We start from the raw sequence: 24,189 nt of genomic DNA on the forward strand, positions 1-24,189 counted from the left end.
GACGACGTGCTGCAGCCGATGACCGCATTCCACCGGGATCAGGAAGGCCACTGGGTGGCTGAGCTGGCCTGCGGCCACAATCAGCACGTCCGTCACGATCCTCCCTGGATCAACCGGCCCTGGGTGACCACCGGGGCCGGACGCCAGGCCCGTCTGGGCCAGTGTCTCGACTGCCTGAAATGCGATCGCCACGAACCTGCTGACCGGTCCGCCTGAGGCCCGTGCCCGCCCGCCACCAAGCATCTCCGCTGTGGCAAAAATTGCGACAGGTCAATAACCTGCGATTCTCCTGCCAATGCTTTGGTATCAATTTGTTCCCCGTTTTCAGGGCCATTTCCGGACAGATCGAGACAAAAAACCGTTTTGTTTCAGTTGCCTGCTAACGTTTCGCTGAGGGTCGCCCGTGTGGCGTCTGGCGCGAGCGTATTTTTCCGTTACAAACAATAACATCCGTCAAGGATGGGCCATGCATAATGTCGATAAAACAAAAGACTAGGGGCGCGGCTGATGCGCTCCCGGATTCCCGCGTGGAGAGACATTGATGCACTATCTGAACAGACTGCGTATTCGTTCACGTTTGCTGCTGGCGGTTATCGTGCCGGTGCTGATCACCGCCATGGCCGTGGCCTGGATCTCCGTCAGTCAGGTCCGTAGCAACGGTGAGGCGGAACTGGCCCGGCTCGAGCAGAACCTGCTGGATGCCCGCAAGGAAGGCCTGCGGGGCCTGATTACCTCGGCCCGGGAGCTGATCGAAGAGGTCAAGAACCGTCCCGGTCTCAGCACCGAGGAGGCCAAGCTGGAGGCCCGTGCCCGCCTCCGTTCGATGACCTACGAAAACGGCAACTACGTCTACGCCTACCGCATCAGCGACCAGTACAACCTGGCCTTCCGTCCCGATCCATCGAAAGAGGGGCCGAGCGACAATCCCAAGGTTCGTGAAATGGCCCAGACCCTGATCGCCAGTGCCCGTAACGGTGACGGCTTCTACAGCTACGACTGGCCCAACCCCACCAGTGGCGAGATCGAGCCCAAGGTGTCCTACACCATCCTGATTGATGACTGGGGCTGGATGGTGGGCACCGGTGTCTACGTCACCAACATTGACCGGGTGGTGGCTGCTGCCGCCGAGAAAGTGGATGAACAGGTGGCCGCGGCGCTGACCAACGTGGTCATCGCCACCCTGGCGGTGGTGGTGATTTCGCTGTTGCTGGGGGCCTTTGTCGGACGCAGCGTGACCACGCCGCTGAACCGGGTGATCGAGATCATGCGGGAAATTGCCGAGGGCGATGGCGATCTGCGTCAGCGCCTGCCGGATGAGGGAGACGATGAGCTGGCCGAGCTGGGCCGACGTTTCAACGCCTTCGTGGTGAAAATCCAGAACACCGTGCAGCAGGTGGGTGCTACCACCGATCAGCTGGCCTCCGCCGCCGAGGAGCTTAGCCGGGTGGCCCAGGAAACCCGTCAGTCGGTGCAGGAGCAGGGCTCGGAAACCGACCAGATCGCCTCTGCCATCAACCAGATGGCCGCCACCATCCAACAGATATCCGGCAATGCCAACGAGGTGGAGAGTTCAGCCTCCGACGCCGACCGGCTGGCCCGCGAGGGTGGTGAAACCATCACCAACGCCCAGGGCTCGGTCAACGAGCTGTCACGGGAGATCGAGCTCAGTGCCGGCAACATTGATGCCCTGGCGAAGAAATCCGACGACATCCAGCAGGTGCTGGACGTGATCCACGCGGTCACCGAACAGACTAACCTGCTGGCCCTGAACGCGGCCATCGAGGCGGCCCGGGCCGGCGAACACGGCCGCGGGTTCTCGGTGGTGGCTGATGAGGTTCGGCAACTGGCCAAACGCAGTGCCGAATCGGCGGACCAGATCCGTGAGATGATCGATGGTTTTGTCACCGAGTCCCGGGCGGCGGTGGAACGCATGCGCCAGTCTGAAAAACGCTCCGGTGAGACCGTGGAGCGGATTGATCATGCCGCCACAGCCCTGCGTACCATCGAGAACTCGGTCGGCCATATTCACGATCAGGTAACCCAGATCGCCGCCGCTTCGGAAGAACAGAGCCAGGTGGCCGAGGAGATCAACCAGAACGTGATCCGCATTGTCGATGCCGCCCAGCGCAGCGACACCGGCGTTACCCAGACCTCCGACGCCAGCCACGAACTGGCGCGTCTGGGCGAAAGCCTGCGGGAGCTGGTGGGCCAGTTCAAGGTCTGAGTTTCAACGCTTTCGGGCGTTTACCCCTGCCTTTGCCAGCGGCCCGTCCGGGCCGTTGGCCCTCGTTATCCAGAACGTCAATTAATGGCCTGATTTCAGGCTGTTGACTATGGTTAGTCGTAGGAATCAACAACGACAATACCTACGGTTCTGGAGTTCCCCCATTGATGAACGTGCTTACCCGACTTCGTATTCGCTACCGTCTGCTGCTTGGCGTCCTGATACCGGTGCTGGTCACCGCCTTGGTGATTGCCTGGATCTCGGTGGGGCAGATTCGCCACAACGGTGAGATGGAACTGGAACGTCTGGAGAAGACTCTGCTCGAGGCCCGCAAGGAAAGCGTCAAGGATGTGGTTGATACCGCCCGCTCCGTGGTGGAGGAGGTCATGGCCATGCCCGGACTGACCGAGGCGGAAGCCAAGCTGGAGGCCCGCAAACGACTTCGCGCCATCAGTTTCCGCAACGGCAATTATGTGTTTGCCTATCGTGTCGACGATCTCAACAATCTGGCTTACCGCCCTGACCCGTCGCGGGAAGGGCCCACCACCAACCCGGATGTGCGCAAACTGATCGAAGCCATCATCCAGGCGGCGCGACAGGGTGGTTACCATGGCTACGAATGGCCCAATCCGGCCAGTGGCGAAGTGGAGCCCAAGGTGTCCTATGCGGTGATTCTGCCGCAATGGAACTGGATGATGGGCACCGGGATCTATGTCACCGATGTTGCCGATGTGGTGGCCAAGGCCGCCGAAGAGGTTGAGGCGGATGTCGCCTCGACCCTGGTGACTGTGCTGATTGCGGCCCTGGTTGTGGTGGTGCTGGCGTTGCTGATTGGCCTGCTGGTGAGCCGCACGGTGACGGTGCCGCTGAACCGGGTCAGCGCCATCATGCACGAGATTTCCGAGGGCGAGGGAGACCTGCGTCAGCGCCTGCCGGACGAGGGCAGCGATGAGCTGGCGGAACTGGGGCGGGGGTTCAATGCCTTCGCTGGCCGTATCCAGGACACTGTGCGTCAGGTTGGCGCTACCACCGAGCAGCTGGCGTCTGCAGCTGAACAGCTCAGCCGGGTTGCGGCCCAGACCCGGCAATCGGTCCAGGAGCAGGGCTCGGAAACCGACCAGATCGCCTCGGCAATCAATGAGATGGCGGCCACCATCCAGCAGGTGTCTGGCAATGCCAGCACCGTGGAGAGTTCCGCCTCCGACGCTGACCGGCTGGCCCGGGAGGGCGGTGAGACCATTGCCCAGGCCCAGGGTTCGGTTAATGAGCTGTCAAAGGACATCGAGCTCAGTGCCGCCAACATCGACGCCCTGGCGAAGAAATCCGACGACATCCAGCAGGTGCTGGACGTGATCCAGGCGGTCACCGAGCAGACCAATCTGCTGGCGCTGAACGCGGCCATTGAGGCCGCCAGGGCCGGCGAGCACGGTCGCGGTTTCTCGGTGGTGGCGGACGAAGTACGGCAACTGGCCCAGCGCAGCGCCGAATCGGCGGATCAGATCCGGGAGATGATCGAGGGCTTTGTCAGTGAATCCCGCACCGCAGTCGAGCGGATGAAGCTGTCCCAGGCGCGCACCGGTGAGACCGTGGAGCGGATCGATCACGCCACCATGGCGCTGCGGACCATTGAGTCCTCGGTGGGCAGCATCCACGACCAGGTGACCCAGATTGCCGCCGCCGCCGAGGAGCAGAGCCAGGTGGCAGAGGAAATCAACCAGAACGTCACCCGCATTGTCGACGCCGCCCAGCGTAGCGATTCGGGGGTTAGTCAGACTGCTCAGGCCAGCGAACAACTGGCCAGCCTGGGGGAATCCTTGAAAGCACTGGTTGGCGAGTTCAAGACCTGAATCGACAAGGAGAAAATTGGCCAGCGCTCGGGCTGGCCGCCTATTGTACAGAGGCGTATAGGCGCCGGATGCCCGTAGCGGCAAAGGAGGACGTGTGAGTCGGATGTTATGGGTCGCGAGAGTCGGTGTGGTGATCGTGACCCTGATTGGGGTTCTGGTGCTTGATCACTTCTATAACGCGTCTTACGTCAGTCATCACCGGTTGGATGTTGCACGTCAGGTATCGCTACTCCGAGCAAGGCTTGAAGGCGTCATTAATGAAAACATCCAGACCGTTAGGGGGTTGCAGGCGGTTGTGGCTACAGAGCCTGATTTGGATCAACAACGCTTTGCCGAGGTAGCCAGCATTGTCATGACGCAGCGAATGGAGCTGCGTAATGTGGGAGGCGCACCCGATATGGTTATCCGCCTGATGTACCCACTGGAGAGCAATGAAGCTGCAATTGGTTTGGATTATCGGACGAATGTTGCACAGTGGCCAGATATCCGGCATGCAGCGGAATCAGGGCGCCTGGTGTTAGCAGGCCCGATCGAGTTGGTTCAGGGCGGCTATGGGTTTATTGGGCGAATTCCTGTTTTCACGACAGGCCCTGGGCCGGCCTCTGACCGGTTCTGGGGAGTGATCTCCGCAGTGATCGATCGCGATCGGCTCTACCAGGCGGTCGGCTTCCATAAGTTCAATGACCTGGATTTTTCGATCCGCCGTCTGACGCCAAGCGGTGAGGAAGGGGCAATTTTCTACGGAGACGAGACGGTATTTGAGCAGCGTCCGATTCAACAGCGTGTGTCTGTCCCGGGAGGACAGTGGCAACTGGCGGCGATACCAACAGGAGGCTGGCCCGCACAAGCTGATAATGTTGCAGCGTTTCGAACATTGCTGGTTGTTGCTGCGGCGGTGATTTTGTTGCCTGGCTTATGGCTGACGGTGTCATTGGCGCGGGAGCGCGCCAGCCAGCACCGGTTGCAGGCTCTGTTTGAGTTGGCCCCGCTGGGCATTGCCTTGATTGACGCTGAGGATGGCCGCTTTCTGGGTATCAATCAGGCGTTGTACTCCATGACTGGCCACGCCGAAGGTACTCTGGGGTCTTTGGGTATTGCCTCGTTGCTGGGGACGGAACAGCCCTGGCAGGGCTTGGCCCATCGACAGCGGTTTGGCCCCGAGGAAGTGCAGTGCCGCTGTCAGGACGGTGCTGGCATCTCGGTACTGCTGGCCGGAGCCAGGGTGCAGGAGGCTGATGACCATGGTCTGGTGTGGCTGGTGTTCCAGGACATTACTGAACAGAAACGGGTGGCGAGGATGAAGTCCGAGTTTGTTTCAACCATCAGCCATGAACTGCGTACGCCACTGACCTCCATCTCTGGCGCCCTCAAGCTGATGTCGGCTGGCAAGGCCGGTGATCTGCCGGAGTCAGCCCGGCCTCTGGTAACCATGGCAATTCGTAACAGCGAGAGACTGACCCGGCTGATCAACGACCTGCTGGACATGGACAAGCTGGTGGCGGGCAAGATGAGCTTTGAGATTGAAGTGCAGTCAGTGTCGGATCTGCTGGCGACGGCGTTGGATAATGTAGCCACTTATGCCCGCGAGCAGGAGGTACGGTTGACCAGCCGCCTTCACGGCGAAGTATGGGTGAGGGCGGATGAGCATCGCTTTCAGCAGGTGATGGATAATTTATTATCCAATGCCATCAAGTTTTCACCGCCCGGGGAGAGTGTGCGGGTGGCTGTAGATGTGCGCAATGAGGCCGTTACCATTTCGGTGTCGGATCGGGGACCGGGGATTCCGCAGTCGTTTCAGGGCCGGCTGTTTGAGAAGTTCAGTCAGGCAGACAGCTCCGATCGACGTGCGAAGGGAGGCACCGGCCTAGGGTTGGCCATTGCTCGCGGACTGCTGGAAGGCATGGATGGCAGCATTCATTTTGACACCAGCCCCCAGGGCACCAATTTCCACATTACCCTGCCACGAGCCGAGGCTCCTGTGATTGTGGATCAGGTATGATATTCCGCCGTTGAAGCGGCTCTCTCCAGCAACTGCCGTTGCTTGCGACTCCTGCGGGCACGGGCGGTGACCGTCGTCACCAGATAATCTGCTGCTACAGGTTTGGGCATGAATTCATCGCCTCCAAGCCCAACAGTCATCATTTTACGCCAGGGGTCGGTCTCTGCTGACATGAAGAGTATGGGCAGCGGATCGTTGACATCGTCTTCGCGGATGAGTGCAGCAAGCTCCGTGCCGCTGACATCGGGCATAAGCAGATCCAGAATCAGCACTTCTGGCTTGAACTCGGATAGCTGAACCAGCGTTTCCATTGGGCGATTGACAGTAAGTACTTTCATTCCCGCCCGGCTGAGCACGAGACCGTAGGCTGCCAGTGTACTGGGGTCGTCATCCACCAGCATGACCCGATAGGGAGACGGCGGTACCCGCAGTGTCAGCTCATCGGCAAGGCGTACCAGGTGACTGGGAATCAATGGCTTGGCCAGATACCGAGTGGCTCCGGCTCGTAGTGCCGCCAGTCTTGCCTGGATGTCTGTCATGGCTGATATGAAAACTACCGGTGGCAGGTTCTGGTACTGTTCCTTCAGGTTACTGATGATGTCTGCACCGGCGAACTGTGCGCCGTCAAAGCGCATGTCCATGAAAATAATGGCCGGTTCCGGTAGTCGGTCGAACAGATCCGCATAAACCATCACAGAGTTGAACACTTCCACCGTGTAGCCGTTTTTTTTCAGACTGTGCTGAATAAGCTCTACCTGCATGGGGTCGTCGTCGACAACGTGGGCAACTATGCCTCTTTGTCGTGCCCTATTGACACTTTGTTTGGTGCTGGAAACCGGGGTGTCCGAAAACATGCCCTGTTCAAACTGTTGTTGCAGCAGGTCGTCGGCCATTGTGATGAGTTGGGTGATTTTCTCCTGGGAGGGTCTGCCTGAGTTGCGAAAACTGTCATTGACCAACTCTGCCATGTCTCTGGCTATCAGGCTTACCCGAGAAACGCCGAACGTACCGGCAGCGCCGATCAGCTTGTGTAATCGTTGATGAAGAGTTTCCAGATTGGCCAGTACATCGGACATCTGCTGCTCCTGAACGCTGGTCGCAAGCTGGGCAATGATAACGCGGATTCCGTCGACCCTACTGGGTAGTTCCCGTAAAAAGCCCGACCGGAGATTATCCAATTGAGTTTGTATTGCGTTCAGTTCTGATGGGCCGGGTTTGTGACAATCATCCATGTTGCAGGCTCACAGAGGCACGTGGCTCGAGTTTATCAGTGGTTCTCTAAGCATAGACGAGAGGGGGGCAACTTGGCAGTCTTGTAACGTATCCGGCAAGCCCTTTTGGAACCCCTCCAGGATGGTTATCATGGCCGGTTCACCCGATGGACAATAAAAATCAACGAGGAAGCTATGAAACGACTCCTGCTGCTGGCCATCACCTGGCTGGCCCTGGCTGCCGCGCCGGCGGTTGCCGAACGCACCTACACTCTCAAGCTGGCGGAAACCTGGGGCCCCAATTACCCGATTCTGGGGGAGACTACCCGCAATATGGCGGCGATGGCGGAGACCATGTCCAACGGCCGCCTGCGCATCCGCATCGACTCCTCCAACAAGCACAAGGCGCCGTTTGGCATCTTTGACATGGTCAAGGCCGGCCAGTACGACATGGGCCACACCGCGTCCTACTACTACAAGGGCAAGATCCCCAACGCCATGTATTTCACCACCGTACCGTTCGGCATGATCGCGCCGGAGATGTACGCCTGGTTTTACTTCGGCGATGGCATGGCGCTGATGGAGAAGGTCTACGCACCCCACGGCCTGCTGTCGTTCCCCGGTGGCAACACCGGCAACCAGATGGGTGGCTGGTTCCGTGAGGAAATTACCTCCCTCGATGATCTCAAGGGCCTGAAAATGCGCACCCCGGGCTTTGCCGGCGAAGTGATGTCGGAGCTTGGCGTGGCGGTCACCAACATTCCGCCGGGTGAGCTGTACACTGCCCTGGAGCGGGGCACCATCGACGCCCTGGAGTGGGTAGGGCCGGCGCTGGACTTCAGTATGGGCTTTCACCAGATCGCGGATTACTACTATTCCGGCTGGCAGGAGCCGGGGGCCGAGGTGCAGTTTCTGATCAACCAGCGCAGCTGGGAGCGGCTGCCGGAAGATCTGCAGGAAATTCTCCGGGTCGCCATGCGCACCGCCGCCTATGACATGTACATCCAGAGCACCCACCAAAGTGGCGAAGCCTGGGCACAGATGAAGGAAGCCTACCCGGACGTTGCGCACCGCACCTTCCCGCCGGAGGTGATCGCGGCCCTGCGTGAGGCCACCGACCGGCTGTTGACGGAAGCGGCAGAGGCCGACCCGCTGGCCCGGGAGATCATCGATTCCCAGCACGACTATCTGCAGCAGGTGCGGCGTTGGACCAACATCTCCGACCGGGCCTATCTCAACACCGTGGCGCCGGTGGAATAATAGTCAATCGGAACGGCGGTCAGATTCCAGTTTTGGCCGCTGTTCCAGACAAGCTTCCAGGCTGGTGACGAGGACATCCAGTGAGGTCTGGGACTTGGTGAAGGTTGCTTCAACCTGATCCAGCTGATTGGGATCAAGCGACTTGCCGGAAAGTATCACGATATGAGCCTCAGGCTGGTGCAGGCTCATGTCCGGCAGCAATTGCCAGCCGCTGCCATCTGGTAAACCAATATCTAGGATAATCAACTGGAAGTTCAGGTTCTGGACGTGTTCACGGGCTTCTTCCAGGTTGGCAGCCCAGATCAGCTCGAAACGGTGGGCGGTTGCGGTTCGAATGACGCTGTGCAGATCCTGGTCATCCTCGACATGCAGTACCAGCGGACGCTCAGGTGGCTCTTCCGTTGAACTGTCCACGCTTGCCTGGCCTGATATGGCCTGAACGGGTGTGGCTACTGTCGACTGGGGGGCGCTGGACAGGGGTAAAACCACTCTGAATGTGGACCCCCGGCCCTCTTCGGAGTGAAAGCTGACCTGCCCTCCCATTCGCTCTACCAGTTCCCTGGTGATGGCCAGACCCAGACCTGTGCCGCCTTTGCTTCGTGTGTCGGAGGCATCGGCCTGGGCGAATCGCTGGAACACCCGGCTGTGGAACTGACTGGGAATGCCGCAGCCGTGGTCCTCAACTTCTACGGTGACATTACCTGTTGCAGGATTGACGTTGGCTCGTACTTCAACGGCTGCGTCTTCCGATGAGAACTTGATGGCATTGGACAGCAGGTTTGCCATGACCTGCAGCAGCCGTTCCCGATCAACATTGACGGTGATATCTGTAGCGCAAGGTTCAAGATCAATGGAAACCCGCCGCTCCTGGCCGTACGGTCGATTTTGTTCAACCGCTTCGGAGAGTAGTTGATCAAGGGGATGAGGGGTGATCTGGAACTCCATCTTGCCAGAGGCAATTTTTTGCAGGTCCAGCAGATCATTTACCAGATGGATCAGACGGGTGGCGTTCTTATCTGCAATCGTGAGCATGGGTTTGAGGGCAGGGGGAATCTTGCCGACGGTTTCGTTCAGCAAGAGTGACAGTGATCCTGAAATGGATGTTAACGGGGTGCGGAGTTCGTGGCTGACCGTAGAAATGAACTCATCCTTTAACTTATCCATGCGTTTACGTTCGCTGATGTCGAGTGCAACACCGACGTATCCTGTTGTTTTGCCTTCGCCATCTATGATGGCTGTTACGATCAGTGAAACCGGAAACCTGCGCCCATCGCGGTGGATGTATGTCCAGTCATGGATGTCTGCATGACCATCTGCTGTCCGGGCGGTAAACACATCGAATCCGGCAACCGGACGACCGAGCTGGTCGCTCAACTCCTGCCCTCGCTGCTGCATTTCCTGGGGATCGTGGATCAACGTGGGTGTGCAGCGGCCAACCATCTGGCTGGCGCTGTAACCAAGCATCTGCTCCGCTCCCCGGTTGAAAATGGTGATAATGCCGTCGGTATCAGTGGCAATAATTGATACTTCGGTGGCGGCGTTGAGAACACTGTCAAGCAGGATGCTGGTGTTGGTGATTTCCCGGGTTTGGTCATCAACCCGTTGGGCGAGAGCATCACGGGTCTCGCTCAGAGACTGGAAGGCTTCACCAAGCGCGCCGGACACATCATTCAAGGTGCTTGCGAGATTGTTGTACTCCCGAAAAAGGCTGCCAGGCAATTGGGGCCGCTGCCCTGTTGTAATTCGATGGGTGAGATCCTGACTGTGTTTTGTCAGTTTCACCAGAGGTCTGGTCAGCAGGGCGCTCAGGAACCAGGCTGCGACCGTGCCGCACATGACAATCGCAAACAGGCAAACCAGCAGCCGTAACTGGTTAGTGCGAATGCGTTCCACCAGGGGGGCTGCCGGCAGTTCAAGTATGACCTCGGCAATGCCCGGAGTGTCGTGAACAGGATGTCGGACATTGTAAGCGCCTGCCTGCCAGCGTTGCAGTGCATGCCTTGCATCGTCTGGCAGCCACAGTGACAGGCCATCCTCCCGGGGCATTGTGGTTCCGCCATTCAGCCCCAGACTCTTGACACTACCCTGACGGGCAAGAGGCTCTCCCTGCTGGTCAAGAATGGCAAGCCCCAGGTCGGGGCTGGTTTGTGATTGTCTCAGGTATTGGTCCAGAGGAATGCGGTTTTGACGGGCATTGCGTTGCAGTCGCTCCGCAAGCAGGTCGGCCTGCTGGTTGAGGCGCTGGGAAACGAACGATTCCTGAACGTCCTGATCGCGGTGTCCTTCAATAGCTATCGGTGTCGTGCCGGCAATCGCTATGCCGAGCACCAGGGTGACAAAAACCGTATCTGTGACTGCCAGTTTCGGTGTGTTCGACGGTGATGCTCTGTTTCCGCTAATGGCTTGAACAGCAATGAAAATAAGGGTTGCCAGTATGGCGTTCAGTACTCCGTTCAGGGACTGTTTCAACACGATCAAACCAGTCGTCGTGGCTTCGTTGCCCAACTGGTAATAGTAGCAAAACGCGATAAAGGGAATTCCAAAGACCAGCCAGTACAGCATGCTGGCGATGATTAGGTTCTGGCGCCAATGACGATGCAGAAAGCCAACCACCAGCACTTCCAGAATGCCATTAATCAGCACATATGGGTGACTCCAGAGAAAACCGGTGACGGCTCCGGCTGTGATGGCTGCGAGTACTGCCGTTGGCATGCCAGCCATCATCAGTGCCAGCATGGCAGCCGTCGAGCCGAAAATCAGATAGACATCGAACAGGATTGGTACGTGCAGAAGGTTGCCCAATGGCGCTACCAGTACCAACAGCACGCTTGGCCACAGTGAGCCTGGGGGGGCGCCAAATCGGGCGGCAATGCCATTCATATCGGTTCCTGCTGCAGTAACGAAAAGGTTCATCGTAGACTGCCTTTGCATTGCAGGCATGGCAAGTCTTGGGCAGCGCAGGCAGGTCTCTCTGCAAGCGTAGCAAATAAAAGCGAGAACAAACGGTTTGTTACGTGAGCAAGGAGGATTTCTGCCTGGGTCGTACTGACACTGACATTAATTTTTGGAAAAATAGGCGCCCGATTTCCGGACTCAATTGCAGTTCCTCACTCAATTGCGGCTCTTAAGGGTTCCGTGCCGATGCAACAGACTTTGCTTTCCCTCCGGAATGTCAGCAAGCAATTTGATGGCAAAACGGTACTCGATGCGCTCGACCTGGATATCCGGGACGGCGAATTTCTCACCCTGCTGGGGCCTTCCGGCTGCGGCAAGACCACCCTGCTGCGACTGCTGGGCGGTTTCGAGCATCCCGACAGCGGCACGTTGACGCTTTCCGGGCAGGACATCACCGACCTGCCGCCGGAACAGCGGCCCCTCAATACGGTGTTCCAGCAATATGCGCTGTTTCCCCACATGACGGTGTTCGACAACGTCGCCTATGGTCTGAAAATGGAGAAACGGCCCCGGGACGAAATCCGTCAGCGGGTTACCGAGGCGCTGGCGCTGGTGCAGCTGGAGGATTTTGCCGGTCGCAAGCCCCATCAACTGTCCGGGGGCCAGCAACAGCGGGTGGCGATTGCCCGGGCGGTGGTCAAGCGCCCCAAACTGTTGCTGCTGGACGAGCCGCTCTCCGCGCTGGACTACAAGTTGCGCCGGACCATGCAGATCGAACTCAAGCGGTTACAGCGGGAGCTGGGCATCACCTTCGTGTTCGTTACCCACGACCAGGAAGAGGCGCTGTCGATGTCGGATCGTGTCGTGGTGCTCAAGGACGGTCGCGTCCAGCATCTGGGCACGCCGCGGGAGATCTACGAGCGGCCGGCGAATCTGTTCACCGCCCGCTTCGTGGGGGAGACCAACTTCTTTCCGGGACGGCTGACCGAGGTCACCGACACCAGCATCACCGTGGCTATCTTCGGGCTGTCCCGTACCCTGCGCCGGCCCACCTTCCCGGTAACGGTCGGGCAGGAGGTGCATGTGCTGCTGCGGCCGGAGGACATCCGGGTGCTGGAGCCCAGTGACGATCATGGCTTCGTTGGCCATGTTATCGAACGCAACTACAAGGGCAGCACCCTGGACTCGCTGATCCGTCTGGAGAACGGTCTGGAGATTCTCGCCAGCGAGTTTTTCGATGAGGACGATCCCACCTTCGACTACCGCCTCGGGGAGCCGGTGCGGGTCAGCTGGGTGGATGGCTGGGAATGGCTGTTGCCGGAAGAACGGGACGAAGCCGAGGTACTGAACGACGACATCAACGCCGAGGCACCGGCCAGTGATGCATAACAGCCATCGCCAACCGTTCCGGACCGCGGTGCTGGTCCTGGTCTGGGGCTGGCTGCTGGTGCTGGTGCTGGCCCCCAACCTGCTGGTGGTGGGCACCAGTGTCCTGACCCGCGATCCCCTCAGTTTCCTGTCGCTGCCGCTGACGCTGGAGAATTACGCCCGGCTGATCGATCCGCTGTACCTGGAGGTATTTCTACACTCCCTGTACATGGCGGCGGTGACCACCGTCTGCTGCCTGGTGATCGGCTATCCCTTCGCCTGGGCATTGTCACGGCTGTCCAAACGCCAGCAGACGCTGCTGATCTTCCTGCTGATCGTGCCGTTCTGGACCAACTCCCTGGTGCGCACCTACGCCCTCAAGCTGCTGCTGGCCACCAACGGACTGATCAACAACGGCCTGCTGGCGATAGGCCTGATCGATGAGCCGCTGACCCTGCTGTACACCGAACTGGCGGTGATCATCGGCCTGGTGTACCTGCTGCTGCCGTTCATGATCCTGCCGCTGTACAGCGTGTTCGAAGATCTGCGGGACGAGCTGCTGCTGGCATCCCACGATCTGGGCGCCGGTCGCTGGCCCACATTTATTCACGTGGTGGTGCCGCTGACCCTGCCGGGGGTGCTGGCCGGGGTGTTGCTGGTACTGCTGCCGGCGATGGGGCTGTTCTTCGTGGCGGACATTCTCGGTGGCTCCCGTAACCTGCTGGTGGGCAATGTCATCAAGAGCCAGTTCCTCGACGCCCGGGACTGGCCCTTCGGCGCCGCGGCCAGCGTGTTGCTGACTGCCGCCATGGCGTTGCTGCTGTTTGCCCACCGCCTCAGCCGTCGCCGTCTCGGCGAGGAGGCTGAGGTATGAGCCGGTGGCTGCCCAAGGTGTACCTGGCGCTGGTGTATGGCCTGCTGTACCTGCCGATCCTGGTGCTGGTGGTGTTCTCCTTCAACCGTTCCCGCACCGGTTACAGCTGGGACGGCCTGAGCCTGCACTGGTACCAGTCACTGTTCAACAACCACGCCATGGTGCAGGCGATGTGGAACTCGCTGTGGCTGGCACTGGCGGCGGCGACGGTGTCCACCCTGATTGGCGCGCTGACGGCGCTGGCGCTGCACCGTTACCGCTTTCGCGGCAAGCGGGTGCTCAACGGCATGCTGTTCGTGGTGATGATGTCGCCGGAAATCGTGCTGGCGATCTCGCTGCTGGCGCTGTTCCTGCTGGTGGGCCTGCAGCTGGGGTTCGTCTCGCTGTTGCTGGCACACGTCACTTTTTGCCTGCCGTTTGTGGTGATCACCGTGATGGCCCGGCTTAGCGGGTTTGATGAGCGCCTGCCGGAGGCGGCCCGGGATCTGGGCGCCAGCGAGTTCACCATGACCCGCACGGTGTTGATCCCGGTGATTGCGCCGGCGCTGCTGGCGGGCTGGCTGCTGGGGTTCACCCTATCCCTGGACGATGTGGTGGTGAGCACCTTTGTCAGTGGTCCGAGCTATGAAATCCTGCCCCTGCGCATCTATTCCATGGTGCGGGTGGGGCTGAAACCGGAAGTGAACGCCCTGGGCACACTGCTGCTGGTGTGCTCGCTGATGATGTTGATGTTGTCCCAATGGATCCTCACTAGGAGCAAACGATGAAGAAACTGGCACTGGCCGGCCTGCTGGCCGTGACGCTGAGCGGCTGTGGTTCCGACGACCAGCAAGTGCTCAACCTGTACAACTGGTCCGAGTACATGCCCCAGGAAGTGCTGGACCGGTTCCAGGAGGAGACGGGCATCCGGGTGGTCTATACCACCTACGACAGCAACGAGGCGATGTACGCCCGCATCAAACTGCTGGACGACAGCGGTCAGTACGACCTGGCGGTACCGTCCACCTACTACGTCAACAAGATGCGTAACGAGGGCCTGCTGACCCCGATCGACCACAGCAAGCTGAGCAACTATGGCCAGCTGGACCCGGAGCTGACCAACCTCAACATTGATCCGGACAACGCCTACAGCATTCCCTACCTCTGGGGCACCACCGGCCTGGCCTACGACGCCAGCGATGTGGGCGAGGCGCCGGTCACCGCCTGGGCCGACCTGTGGAAAGACGACTACAGCGGCCGGGTGATGCTGACCAACGACATGCGGGAAGTGTTCCACATTGGTCTGCGGGTGCTGGGCTACTCCGGTAACAGCACCAACCCGCAGGAGATCGAAGCGGCCTACAACAAGCTGACCGAGCTGATGCCAGCGGTGCGCACTTTCAACTCCGACGCGCCGCGGATGCCCTATCTGGAAGGGGAGACCGACATTGGCATGATCTGGAACGGCGAAGCGGTGATGGGCAAGGCCGATATGCCGTCGCTGGAGTATGTGTACCCGCAGGAGGGGGTGATCGTGTGGCTGGACAGCTTCGTGATCCCCAAGAACGCCAAGAACGTCGATGCGGCCCACCAGTTCATTGATTTCGTCATGCGTCCGGACATTTCCGCGCTGATCAGTGAAGACATCGGCTACGCCACCCCGAACCTGGCCGCCCGAGAGCAGCTGGACCCGGCCGTGGCCAACGATCGCGCCAGCTACCCGACCGCGGTGGATCTGGAGCAGTCGGAATTCCAGGAAGATGTGGGCGACGAGGCGTTGCAGGTCTACACCAAGTACTGGGAGCTGCTGAAAGCGGGACGTTGATCCCCGTTAGCCCTATCGACTGGTAGTGCTATTGCATTTTATAAGGAAGTGAGTATCATTCTCATTTCGTCGGGCTGGCGGCGACACATCCGAGTGGGGGTGTGATGCCGATGGGTGTGATCGTCGCCAGCTGTCGATCCCGGGTCAGCATGACCGGTCACGGTCCGGCTGATGGCTTCGGGGCCTGTCAGGGACTGACCGGTACAGACTCAGGATTGACCGTCGTGATCTCCAGGGCGGTCGTTTTTCCGGCCTGCCACTCGTGTTTCTCCCCCGCCCGCCACCTGTGTTTTCGCCGCTGTTTTCTGCCAGCGTCAACAACGACTTCTTTTTCAGGGCTTCACAAAACTGTCATATTTGGTCTATAACGTCCTGATATCCATGGGGCGGCTCCGCGCCCGAATCGACTCTGGAAACAAGGATTCAGTATGGCCAGCACGTATCGGACAGCTCGCAAGACCGCCTGGGCCGCCGCCCTGGCGATGGGATTCATCTCCTCGACCGCGATGGCGGAGGAACTCCGACTGATCACCTGGGGTGGCTACGCCCCTGACGATGTGGTGGCCCAGTTCGAGGAAGAGACCGGCATCGATGTGCAGGTCACCCTCTCCAACAACGAAGACATGATCTCCAAGTTGCGGGCCACCGGCGGTGCCGGCTTCGACCTGGCACAGCCGAGTCAGGACCGCATCCTCGGCGTTCAGCGCCAGTTCAACCTCTACCAGCCCATCGACCTGGCCCGTATCGACAGCGACCGTATCCAGCCGTCGATGCTCAAGGCCACCGGTGAAGCCACCGGCATGAACGGCAAGGTCTACGGCGTGCCGGCGGTGTGGGGCACCAGCGGCCTGATCGTCCATGACGACGTCGCAGACACCGTGACCGATTATACCGACCTGTGTGACAGTGCCGTCGCCGGCGATGTGAGCTACCGCCTCAAGCGTCCGACCCTGATCGGCTTTGCCTTCGCCATGGGTAAGGACCCGTTCGCGGCCTACAACGACCGCGACGCCTATCAGTCCATTCTCGATGATGTCCAGCAGGCACTGATCGACTGCAAGGCCAACGTCAAAACCTACTGGACCGGCGGCGACCAGCTGCTGTCACTGCTGCGCACCGGCGAAGTAAAAGCGGCCATGGCCTGGGATGCCGGTGGCTGGAAACTCAACGCCGAGAACCCGGCGATTCGCTTTGTGGCGCCGGCGTCCGGTGCCCTGGGCTGGATTGATACCTTCGCGCTGCCGCGCCGGGCCGAGAACCTGGATGCCGCCTACCAGTGGATCAACTTCGTGATGCAGCCGGAAATTGCCGCCAAGATCACCAACCAGTCCGGCAATTTCACCGCCTCCGTGGGTGCCGATGAGCACGTTCGTGCCGAGCTGCGGGATGCCTACCGCACCAGCTTTGACGACGACGCCCTCAACAACATCAAGTGGTACCCACCGGTACCGCCGGGTCTCGAGGCGATGGAAGGTCAGGTGCTGGACCGCGTCCAGGCGGCCAACTGATCCATGGCTGATGCAAACGCGGCCACGGAGACGGCCGATCTGGTGTGTGACCGCCTGGTGCGCCGCTTTGGCGACACCCGGGCGGTGGACGAGATCTCCCTGTCGGTTCCGGCAGGCAGCTTTTTCTCCATCCTGGGGCCGTCCGGTTGTGGCAAGACCACGCTGTTGCGGCTGCTGGCAGGGTTTGACCGTCCCGACGACGGCGACATCCTGATCCGCGGCGAGCGCATGAACGAGGTGGCCCCCAACCGCCGGCCGGTCAATATGGTGTTCCAGCACCTGGCGCTGTTCCCCACCATGTCGGTGGCGGACAACATCGCCTATGGTCTGAAACGGCAGAAGGTGGCGGCCCCGGAGCGCCGCCGCCGTATTGCCGAGGTGCTCGAGCAGGTTGGCCTGCCGGGCATGGAGGACCGCAATCCGCAGCAGCTTAGTGGCGGCCAGCGGCAACGGGTGGCGCTGGCGCGCTGCCTGGTGCTGCGGCCGACGCTGCTGCTGTTGGACGAACCCCTGGGAGCGCTGGACCTGAAGCTGCGGGAGCAGATGAAGGTGGAGCTCAAACACCTGCAGAAGGCGTTTGGCACCACCTTTGTGTACATCACCCACGATCAGTCCGAAGCCATGGTGATGTCGGATCAGGTGGCGGTGATGCGCCAGGGCCGGTTCGATCAGGTGGCGTCGCCGGAAACCCTCTATCGCCACCCCGAGACCCCGTTTGTGGCCGGCTTCGTCGGTGACAACAACTGCCTTGCCGGCACCGTGGTGGCCCAGGACGATGGCCAGGTCACTCTGGATCTGGCCGATGGCAGCCGGGTGCGGGGCATGGCCGCATCTCCCGACCTGCAGCCGGGCCAGCCGGCGCAACTGTTTGTGCGTCCGGAGTCCCTGAGCCTAGTGGCGACAACCGCCGCAGGCGAAGCTGCGTTGCCGGCCCAGGTGGTCACCACGTTGTTTGATGGTGCCAACAGCCGGGTGGAACTGACCGCCGCCGGCCAGGTGCTGTTTGCGCGCCTGCCCCAGGACGGCTCCGCCCCCAGTCTGGATGCCGGCCAGACCCTGGCCCTGCAGTGGCAGCCATCGCTGGCGCGGGTGTTCGCCGGAGCCCCGGCATGACTCCGGGTGCCGGTCGATTGTCGCTGGCGTTGTTGCTGACGCCGTTCCTGCTGTGGATCGTCTTGCTGGTACTGTTGCCCCACGCCGAGATGCTGCGGGTGTCGTTCCAGGTGCGGGAAAGCTGGGACACCCTCGACTGGGGCCTGACCCAGTACCGCAACTTCTTTGAAGAGGCCTACTACTGGCGCACCTTTCTGCGCACCGGGTTGATGTCGCTGTTCACCACCGCGCTGACGCTGCTGGTGGCCTTCCCCATCGCCTGGTACATCGCCCGGCTGGCCCGGGGCCGCAGCCGGGGTGTGCTGTTTCTCGCCTGTCTGGTGCCATTCTGGGCCAGTGAGCTGGTGCGCACCTATGGCTGGATGATCCTGCTGCGGGAAAGTGGCGTGTTCAGCGCCCTGCTGCAGGGGGTGGGACTGGCGGACGGTCCGGTGGAAATGCTCTACAACGACGCCGCGGTCATCATCGGCCTGGTCTACAACGGCCTGCTGTTCATGGTGGTGCCGCTGGTAACCACCCTCGATGGCCTGGATGAAAACCTGGTGGAGGCCGGCTACGACCTCGGTGGCGGGCATCTCACCGTGCTGCGGGAAGTGGTGGTGCCCTGGGCTATGCCCGGTATAGTCTCCGGCAGCATCGTGGTGTTCATGCTGACCCTGGGCAGCTACCTGACGCCGATCCTGATGGGCGGCAAGGACAGTGCCTGGTTCACCCAGCAGATCTTCACTCAGTTCATCACCCGCTTCAACTGGGAGCAGGGCGCCGCGCTCGGGGTGCTGCTGCTGGTGCTGTCATCGCTGATGGTGTGGCTGGGGCTGAAGCTGACCGGCCAGTCGCTGCGCAAGGTCATGGGGTGATGGCATGATTCCCTCGGTACCCCGCTCACGTCTGTTCGATGGCCTCTACCTGGCCTATCTGGTGGCGTTCTTCATCTACCTGGCCCTGCCGCTGCTGGTGACCGCGGTGTTCGCGTTCAACGATGCGCCGTTCCCGTCGCTGCCCTGGCAGGGCTTTACCCTGGACTGGTATCTCGCCGACGGCGAGCAGGGCCGCACTGGCCTGTTCCACGACGACGGCCTGCTGTCGGCGCTGTGGGTCAGCGTCCAGGTGGCGTTCTGGGTCACTCTGGTGAGTGTCGCCCTGGGCTGCTTCAACGCGGTGCTGTTCGAGCGTCTGCAGTTCCGCGGCAAGGAGTTGCTGTACATCGTGATGCTGCTGCCACTGGTGATTCCGGGGGTGATCCTCGGGGTCTCCATCCTGGTGTTCTACAGTGGCATGGCCAATTCCGTGTCGATGCAGTGGCAGATCGAGCTGGACCTGTTTCGTCCCGGGTTGCCACTGGTGGTGATGGGGCAGGTGGCGTTCATCACCACCCTGTCGACCCTGGTGATCGCGGCGCGCCTGCGCAAGTTTGATCGCCAGCTGGAAGAGGCCGCCCTTAACCTCGGGGCCACGCCCATCGTGGCTTGGTTCACCGTGACCCTGCCCTGGCTGCTGCCCGCCATTGGCGGCGCGGCGGCCATGGCGTTCCTGATGTCGTTCGAGAACTTCAACACCACGGTGATGCTCACCGGCAGCGATACCCCGCTGACGGTGGCACTGTTCAACCGCCTGCGGGAAGGTTCCACCCCGGTGCTGAACGCGGTGGCGCTGCTGTTGATGGTGGCCTCCGCCGTGCTGGCGCTGCTGGCTATGGGACGGTCACGCCCGGGACACTAGGGCTGACCCGCGCCCCCAGGCGCCAGCTCAGCACCACCACCAGCGCCAGTCCGGCGGCCAGTGCCAGCAGCAGGCCGCTGTAGCCGCCGGCGTCCAGTACCAGCCCCGCCAGCATCGGCACCACGATGCGAGACAACGAGAACACACTCGACTGCAGGCCATAGTCCAGCGCGGTCCAGCCCGGGCGGGTGTGGTGCATCATCAGCCCGAACATCACGCCGGCTGCGGCACCCATGGCCAGTGCCACCAGCAAGGCGGCACCCTGCAGCAACACTGGGTGCGCCAGCCGGGTTGCGATCAGCAGGGCCAGGGTCGCCAGCAGTCCGGTCGCCGCCAGCAGCGGCAGCGCCCAGGCGGTGCCGATCCGGGCCACCAGCCGCGCGGCGGCGAGACTGGCCAGTGCCGCCAGGGCGCCGCCGGCGATCCCCACCACCGCGGCAATGCGGTCTGCGGCCAGGCCGTGATCCAGCAGCAGGGGCTTGAGGTAGACCCAGGCGGCCCCGATGAACGGAAAGTACAGCGCCACCAGCAGACACCAGGCTCGCCGCACCGGCGACTGAAAATACCCCCGCCAGCTTGCCCAGGTGGTGGCAGCCACCAACTGGCGGGTGGCGCTGCTGTGGTCAGCGGTCGGGGCCAGCCACAGCAGTCCCATTGCGCCCAGCGCCAGGCCGCCGGTCAGCAGCAGGAACGGCCAGGCCCACCCCAGTTGGTTGTGGACTAGCAGCATCACGCCGCCCCCCAGGATTGCCCCCAGCGACGTCGCCGCCGAACGGATGGCGCCGGCGCGCCAGCGTTCATCTGGCGGCAGCCGGCGAATGGCAAGGGCGTTGATGGGAATGTCCGCCCAGGTGCCCAGCAGACTGGTGATCAGCGCAGTGGTGAACAGCAGACCCCAACTGCTGCGGTCGATGGCCAATGCCGCCAGCGCCAGCAGCCCGAGACCGTAGCCGAGGATCAACACCAGGCTCCAGCGGCGGTAGCGGTCGCGCCCCGCCCCGAAACGGTCAATCGGGGTGGCGAGCAGGAACTTGATCACCGCCGGCAGGCCGGCGAGCTGGAACAGCCCGATTTCGGTGCCGCTCCAGCCTTCGGCGCGCATCACCAGCGGCAGGCCGATGTAGAGGTAAATCACCGGTGCGGTGAGCACCAGGTTGAGCCAGCCCACCAACAGCTGGAATCGCCAGTGACCGCCGCTCATGCCGGTCGTGTCCCGCTGTGCAGCCATAACGGCGCCATCGGGAAGCGGTGGCTGAGTGTCGAGCGGCGGTCTTTTAGCCCCAGTTGCCGCAGCGCTGCTTCGATGGCGCCCGGTTCCGGCAAATAGCGGCCCCGCAGCAGCATCGGACTGTAGAACGGCAGTACCGCCGCCGCCGCTTCGGCACTGGCGGGGCGTTCGGCGTGGGCGCAGATCAGTCGCCCGCCGGGCGCCAGGGCTTCCACCAGTCGGGCCAGCATCGCCAGGGGATCGGGCAGGAAGTGCAGCACCGAGGAACACCAGATCAGGTCGTAGGGGCCTTGCAGGTCATCCTCGTCGGCCTGTCCGCCCACCGCGGCCAGCCGCCCGGTCAGCTCTGCCTGGCGAATGTTGCCGGCAGCCACCGCCGCACTGGCAGGCAGATCGAACACCACGCCGGTCAGGCTCGGGTAGTGCTGTGCCAGGGCGATGGCCACCAGCCCGGGGCCGCCGCCGAGGTCCAGCAGCCGGGTTGCCGGTGCCAGCGGTGGCAGGGTGGTCAGGTGCTCCAGCACTGCCGGCACCGTCACCGCCCGCTGTTCGGCGGCAATCTGCTGTTGTGCCGCCCGGGCCCAGGCGGCCTGGGCATCCACCGGCCCCTGTGCCGGGGAGGCCGTGGCTTGCGGTTCCGCTTCGCCGCGCAGTCGCGCTTCCAGGTCCTGACGACTCTGGGCCAGGGCCTGGTGGCGGAACTGCCAGGCCTGGCTGCAATCGTCCGGGCTGTCGGGGCTGAAATAGCGGGCTGCCAGGGCGCTGCTCTGGTAGCGGTGGCCGTCGGGGCCGGGCCAGCGCTGTAGCAGGCCCAGGCCCCAGAGCTGGTCGAGCACCACCCGGGTGGGCTGTGACTGCCAGCCCAGCGCGGCGGCGAGGTCGTCGGCGGTATGCGGCTGCTGCAGTCGGTGGGGCAACTGATGGGCCAGTGCCAGATCGAGAGTGGCACCCTGGACGGCGGCGCCGGCGAGCTGCCAGTAAGGCTGCAGGGGATGGTTGTGGGACGTCGGCATGGGGAAGTCCTTGCGTAGTTGTTGAAAGATTATTGAGAGATTGTTGAAAAGTGGTTGGCATGGCGTTGTGGTCGTGGCGCCGGAGCCGGCGCATCAGGGTTGCCAGGTCAGCGCCAGACGCCAGCTGCGGGGTGGGCTGTACACCGTCACGAAGCCGTTCTGATAGCCCACGGCGTCGTAGTGCTGGTCGCTGAAGTTGTCCACCTGCAGGTCCAGTGACCAGTCGCCGAAACGGTAGCCGGCGCTCAGGTCGAGGCGACCGTAACCGCTGCGGCGATACTGGTTGGCGGCGTCCAGGTAGGTCTTGCTGCTGGCCAGCCACTGCAGCTGACCGTGCCAGCCCGTGGGGTGATCAAAGCCCAGACCCAGATGGCCATTGAGATCGGGGGCAAAGGGGTTGCGATGGCCGTCGTAACGGGCTTCGCCATCACGGAAGCGATCGAAGCGCAGGTGATTCCAGGCCAGCCCGCCCTGCAATGACCAGTGGTGGCTGAGGCGGTATTCCAGATCCAGCTCCAGGCCCTGGCCGCTGCCGGAGGCGGCGTTGGTGAGGTACATCCGGCCCGGTACAGGCATCTGCATGACCTGCATGTCGTCCACCGTCATGTGGTAGACGGCGAGGGCGTAGCGACCGCGCTGCTGGTGAAAGCGGCCCTTGGCGCCAAGCTCATAGGACCAGACCTGTTCCGGCTCGAACGCCGCCGGCCCCACTCCGGGCGAGATGGTATTGAAACCGCCGGCGCGCACCCCGTGGCTAACGCTGCTGTAGAGCTGGTGATCCGGTCGCCGGCGGTATTGCAGCGACAGTTTGGGGCTGAGGTGAAGCCACTGGTCCTGCTGGCGCTGGCCAGTGGCGAAGTGGACGCGGGCCTGCTGCTGTTCCAGCCTCGCTCCGGCCGCCAGGGCCCAGCGCTCCGCAATGGCTTGCTGCCAGTGACCGAACAGCGCCAGGGTGCGCTGGCTCTGGTCGGCCTGTTGGCGTTGGCTTGCCATGGGGGTGACCGCGAGGTTGTCGAGCGCGTTGTCCTGCCAGTCGCCGTAGAGGCCCGCGAGCCAGTCTGCGGTGCCGCTCTGGCCCTGCAGCCGCAGCTCCTGGGACCACAGTCGCAAGTGGTGGTCGCGACCGATCAGCATCCGCTCTGGGGGCTGGAAGTCGGTATCCTGGCGGACCTTGTCGCGGTAGTCGTTATAGGCGCTGATGCTGCGTAACTGCAGCCCGGGCGCCAATTCCTGATGCAGGTCCAGAGCCCAGGTTTCGCCGTGGGAGCGGTTCCAGCCGGGACTGTCGGAGGCAACGGCACGAGCGCTGGCCTGCCCCGGGCCCCAGAGGGCGGCGCCGTCATCATAGCGCTGGCGACTGTGGCGCAGCACCAGATCGGTGGTGTCTGTTGGCAGCCAGCGCAGCGATACATTGAGGTTGTGACGCTGGCGATCGTCCGCCTCGTCGCCCCGCAGGGTGTTGTCGATGAAGCCGTCCTGGCGTTGCCATTCGCCACTGATGCCGGCAAACAGGGTGTTGTCCACCAGCGGCCGGGCCAGCACCACACGGGCCTGTTGCTGATGGCGATCACCTGCGGCCAGGCTCAGGCGGCTGCGGGGCTGGTTGGTCAGGGGCCGGCTGTGGAGGGCAATCACCCCGGCCTCGGCGTTACGGCCGTAGAGGGTGGACTGGGGCCCCCGCAGCACTTCGATCCGTTCCAGGTCCAGCAGGCGGTTGTCGAACCCCTGGGCGGTCAGGGTGGGGACGCCGTCCACCAGTAGCAGGGTGGAGGTGGCAAAGCTGTTGAAGTTGGCGGTGAGCCCGCGCAGTACCGGTGAATGCACTCCGGACTGGCCGAAGGGCTGGAAAGCCAGGCCGGGCACCCGCGCCTCCAGCTGTTCAATAGTGTTGACGCCCTGCTGGCGGAGGACGTCCGCGTCGATGGACAGCACATTACCGGCAACGTCGTCGAGGTCGCGGGCGACTTTGTCGGCGGTAACGGTCACCGGTGGCAGGGCCAGCGGGGTGTTGCTGGCGAAGGTGCCAGGGCTGATGATCAGGGCCAGCAGGCCGAGGGTTATGGTGCGATGGCGATACCGTGGCGGGCTCATGATCGTCTCCCTTCAAAGTTGAATGCGCGGTTGAA

At 62.0% G+C, this 24,189-nt stretch carries 18 protein-coding genes; 13 read left to right on the forward strand and 5 right to left on the reverse strand.

The window, feature by feature from the left end; genetic code table 11:
* Positions 1 to 6: 6 nt before the first annotated feature.
* The 4 genes from MLD24_RS07265 (at position 7) to MLD24_RS07280 (ending at position 6,070) form a co-directional block, all read left to right on the forward strand.
* Positions 7 to 216: a DUF3565 domain-containing protein gene (locus MLD24_RS07265; protein WP_228752830.1), complete on the forward strand. Its 210-nt coding sequence runs from the start codon at positions 7 to 9 to the stop codon at positions 214 to 216.
* 325 nt (positions 217 to 541) lie between these two features.
* Positions 542 to 2,224 (forward strand): methyl-accepting chemotaxis protein, encoded by a 1,683-nt coding sequence (locus MLD24_RS07270; protein WP_248165680.1) that lies wholly within the window; start codon positions 542 to 544, stop codon positions 2,222 to 2,224.
* Positions 2,225 to 2,391: 167 nt separating this feature from the next.
* The gene (locus MLD24_RS07275; protein ID WP_248165682.1) at positions 2,392 to 4,071 is read left to right on the forward strand and encodes a methyl-accepting chemotaxis protein; all 1,680 of its coding nucleotides are present in this window, start codon (positions 2,392 to 2,394) and stop codon (positions 4,069 to 4,071) included.
* A 103-nt stretch (positions 4,072 to 4,174) separates the two neighbouring features.
* Positions 4,175 to 6,070: an ATP-binding protein gene (locus MLD24_RS07280; RefSeq protein WP_344816806.1), complete on the forward strand. Its 1,896-nt coding sequence runs from the start codon at positions 4,175 to 4,177 to the stop codon at positions 6,068 to 6,070.
* Here the strand turns inward: MLD24_RS07280 and MLD24_RS07285 are convergent.
* Positions 6,061 to 7,302 (reverse strand): response regulator, encoded by a 1,242-nt coding sequence (locus MLD24_RS07285; RefSeq protein ID WP_248165684.1) that lies wholly within the window; start codon positions 7,300 to 7,302, stop codon positions 6,061 to 6,063. The genes MLD24_RS07280 and MLD24_RS07285 overlap by 10 nt on opposite strands.
* Before the next feature lie 174 nt (positions 7,303 to 7,476).
* Here MLD24_RS07285 and MLD24_RS07290 point away from each other — a divergent pair, with 174 nt between their 5' ends.
* On the forward strand, positions 7,477 to 8,541 hold the full coding sequence (locus MLD24_RS07290) for a TRAP transporter substrate-binding protein (RefSeq protein ID WP_248165686.1): 1,065 nt from the start codon (positions 7,477 to 7,479) through the stop codon (positions 8,539 to 8,541).
* 3 nt (positions 8,542 to 8,544) lie between these two features.
* Here MLD24_RS07290 and MLD24_RS07295 read toward each other — a convergent pair whose 3' ends face one another.
* Positions 8,545 to 11,454 carry an ATP-binding protein gene (locus MLD24_RS07295; protein ID WP_248165695.1) on the reverse strand — a complete coding sequence of 970 codons (2,910 nt, stop codon included), beginning with the start codon at positions 11,452 to 11,454 and terminating at the stop codon, positions 8,545 to 8,547.
* A gap of 228 nt (positions 11,455 to 11,682) precedes the next feature.
* On the opposite strand from MLD24_RS07295, the gene potA reads away from it, so the two are divergent.
* The 8 genes from potA (at position 11,683) to MLD24_RS07335 (ending at position 19,822) form a co-directional block, all read left to right on the forward strand.
* Positions 11,683 to 12,825 (forward strand): spermidine/putrescine ABC transporter ATP-binding protein PotA, encoded by a 1,143-nt coding sequence (gene potA, locus MLD24_RS07300; protein WP_248165697.1) that lies wholly within the window; start codon positions 11,683 to 11,685, stop codon positions 12,823 to 12,825.
* Positions 12,818 to 13,678, forward strand: coding sequence for a spermidine/putrescine ABC transporter permease PotB (potB, locus tag MLD24_RS07305; RefSeq protein WP_227173418.1), 861 nt, complete (start codon positions 12,818 to 12,820; stop codon positions 13,676 to 13,678). Before potA ends, potB begins: the two co-directional genes overlap by 8 nt.
* Positions 13,675 to 14,445 (forward strand): spermidine/putrescine ABC transporter permease PotC, encoded by a 771-nt coding sequence (potC, locus tag MLD24_RS07310; RefSeq protein WP_227173420.1) that lies wholly within the window; start codon positions 13,675 to 13,677, stop codon positions 14,443 to 14,445. Before potB ends, potC begins: the two co-directional genes overlap by 4 nt.
* A complete protein-coding gene (locus tag MLD24_RS07315) occupies positions 14,442 to 15,482 on the forward strand; it encodes an extracellular solute-binding protein (RefSeq protein WP_248165706.1) in 1,041 nt (346 codons plus the stop codon). The genes potC and MLD24_RS07315 overlap by 4 nt, the downstream gene beginning before the upstream one ends.
* A 482-nt stretch (positions 15,483 to 15,964) precedes the next feature.
* Complete coding sequence (locus MLD24_RS07320; protein ID WP_248165766.1) at positions 15,965 to 16,990, forward strand: extracellular solute-binding protein; 1,026 nt, start codon at positions 15,965 to 15,967, stop codon at positions 16,988 to 16,990.
* Between the two features lie 3 nt (positions 16,991 to 16,993).
* The gene (locus tag MLD24_RS07325) at positions 16,994 to 18,103 is read left to right on the forward strand and encodes an ABC transporter ATP-binding protein (protein WP_248165708.1); all 1,110 of its coding nucleotides are present in this window, start codon (positions 16,994 to 16,996) and stop codon (positions 18,101 to 18,103) included.
* Complete coding sequence (locus MLD24_RS07330; protein WP_248165710.1) at positions 18,100 to 18,960, forward strand: ABC transporter permease; 861 nt, start codon at positions 18,100 to 18,102, stop codon at positions 18,958 to 18,960. Before MLD24_RS07325 ends, MLD24_RS07330 begins: the two co-directional genes overlap by 4 nt.
* 4 nt (positions 18,961 to 18,964) lie before the next feature.
* Positions 18,965 to 19,822 carry an ABC transporter permease gene (locus tag MLD24_RS07335; protein ID WP_248165712.1) on the forward strand — a complete coding sequence of 286 codons (858 nt, stop codon included), beginning with the start codon at positions 18,965 to 18,967 and terminating at the stop codon, positions 19,820 to 19,822.
* Here the strand turns inward: MLD24_RS07335 and MLD24_RS07340 are convergent.
* From MLD24_RS07340 to MLD24_RS07350, 3 genes are all read right to left on the reverse strand, one after another.
* Positions 19,794 to 21,050 carry an MFS transporter gene (locus MLD24_RS07340; RefSeq protein WP_248165714.1) on the reverse strand — a complete coding sequence of 419 codons (1,257 nt, stop codon included), beginning with the start codon at positions 21,048 to 21,050 and terminating at the stop codon, positions 19,794 to 19,796. The genes MLD24_RS07335 and MLD24_RS07340 overlap by 29 nt on opposite strands.
* Positions 21,020 to 22,063, reverse strand: coding sequence for a methyltransferase domain-containing protein (locus tag MLD24_RS07345; protein ID WP_248165716.1), 1,044 nt, complete (start codon positions 22,061 to 22,063; stop codon positions 21,020 to 21,022). The genes MLD24_RS07340 and MLD24_RS07345 overlap by 31 nt, the downstream gene beginning before the upstream one ends.
* Positions 22,064 to 22,156: 93 nt before the next feature.
* A complete protein-coding gene (locus MLD24_RS07350) occupies positions 22,157 to 24,154 on the reverse strand; it encodes a TonB-dependent receptor (protein WP_248165718.1) in 1,998 nt (665 codons plus the stop codon).
* Between the last annotated feature and the right edge of the window lie 35 nt (positions 24,155 to 24,189).

The organism is Marinobacter xestospongiae, from assembly GCF_023156385.1.
GTDB classification, from domain to species: domain Bacteria; phylum Pseudomonadota; class Gammaproteobacteria; order Pseudomonadales; family Oleiphilaceae; genus Marinobacter; species Marinobacter xestospongiae.